This is a genomic window from Pseudoalteromonas sp. 19-MNA-CIBAN-0066 (assembly GCF_040308705.1).
Lineage (GTDB): Bacteria > Pseudomonadota > Gammaproteobacteria > Enterobacterales > Alteromonadaceae > Pseudoalteromonas > Pseudoalteromonas nigrifaciens.
Genome location: NZ_JBEONZ010000097.1, coordinates 1 through 692 on the forward strand (window position 1 = coordinate 1; position 692 = coordinate 692).

Annotated in this window: 2 protein-coding genes; one reads left to right on the forward strand and one right to left on the reverse strand. The window is 41.6% G+C overall.

The genetic code is table 11. The annotated features are described in order from the left end of the window. Positions 1-167: MerR family DNA-binding transcriptional regulator (locus tag AAEZ18_RS18340; protein WP_350595507.1), on the reverse strand; the 167-nt coding region annotated here is incomplete at its 3' end. A gap of 79 nt (positions 168-246) precedes the next feature. On the opposite strand from AAEZ18_RS18340, the gene AAEZ18_RS18345 reads away from it, so the two are divergent. After that, positions 247-692, forward strand: a 446-nt coding sequence (locus AAEZ18_RS18345; protein ID WP_350595505.1) for a cation efflux transmembrane domain-containing protein, incomplete at its 3' end; no start/stop codon positions are given.

Sequence of the window (692 nt, forward strand, 5' to 3'; positions counted from 1 at the left end):
AATGAACGACACTGTTTGATAAACAGGAGTTGTTCAATAGTCCCCTTGTCGTAGACACGATAATTTCCACTTGAGCGCTTAAGCTCAGGCAAGAGCCCCTTCTTTTCATAAAAACGAATGGTCTGAATACTACAACCTGTCGTCTTTGCGACATCACCAATTTTCATTTTTTTCTCCTAACCGTTGACTCTATACCAAGTATAGACTTTATACTCATACTATTCATCAGTAAAGAGTGTGTTTCTAATGAGCGGATGTGGGTGCGAAGTTGAAATAAAAGACCAGTCTCAACGACAGGTTTTGTATTGGCTTTTGGGAATAAACGCGACAATGTTTGTTATAGAAATGGGGATCGGGTTGCTTGCTAATTCAACCGCATTAATAGCCGATTCACTTGATATGCTCGCCGACGCAGTTGTCTATGGTGTTGCCCTTTATGCTATTGGTAAATCGCTATTGCACAAAGCCAATGCGGCTAGAATTAGCGGCTTTTTTCAGATGGCACTGGGTGTGTTGATTATCATTGATATTGTAAGACGGTCAATTTACGGTAGCGAACCTGTATCGGGACTAATGATGGCTATGGGGGCAGTTGCACTGGTTGCTAATGTCATTTGTCTTGTGATCATACGCAAACAAAGAAATGAAGAAGTGCATATGCGGGCAAGCTGGATATTTTCAGCCAACGATGT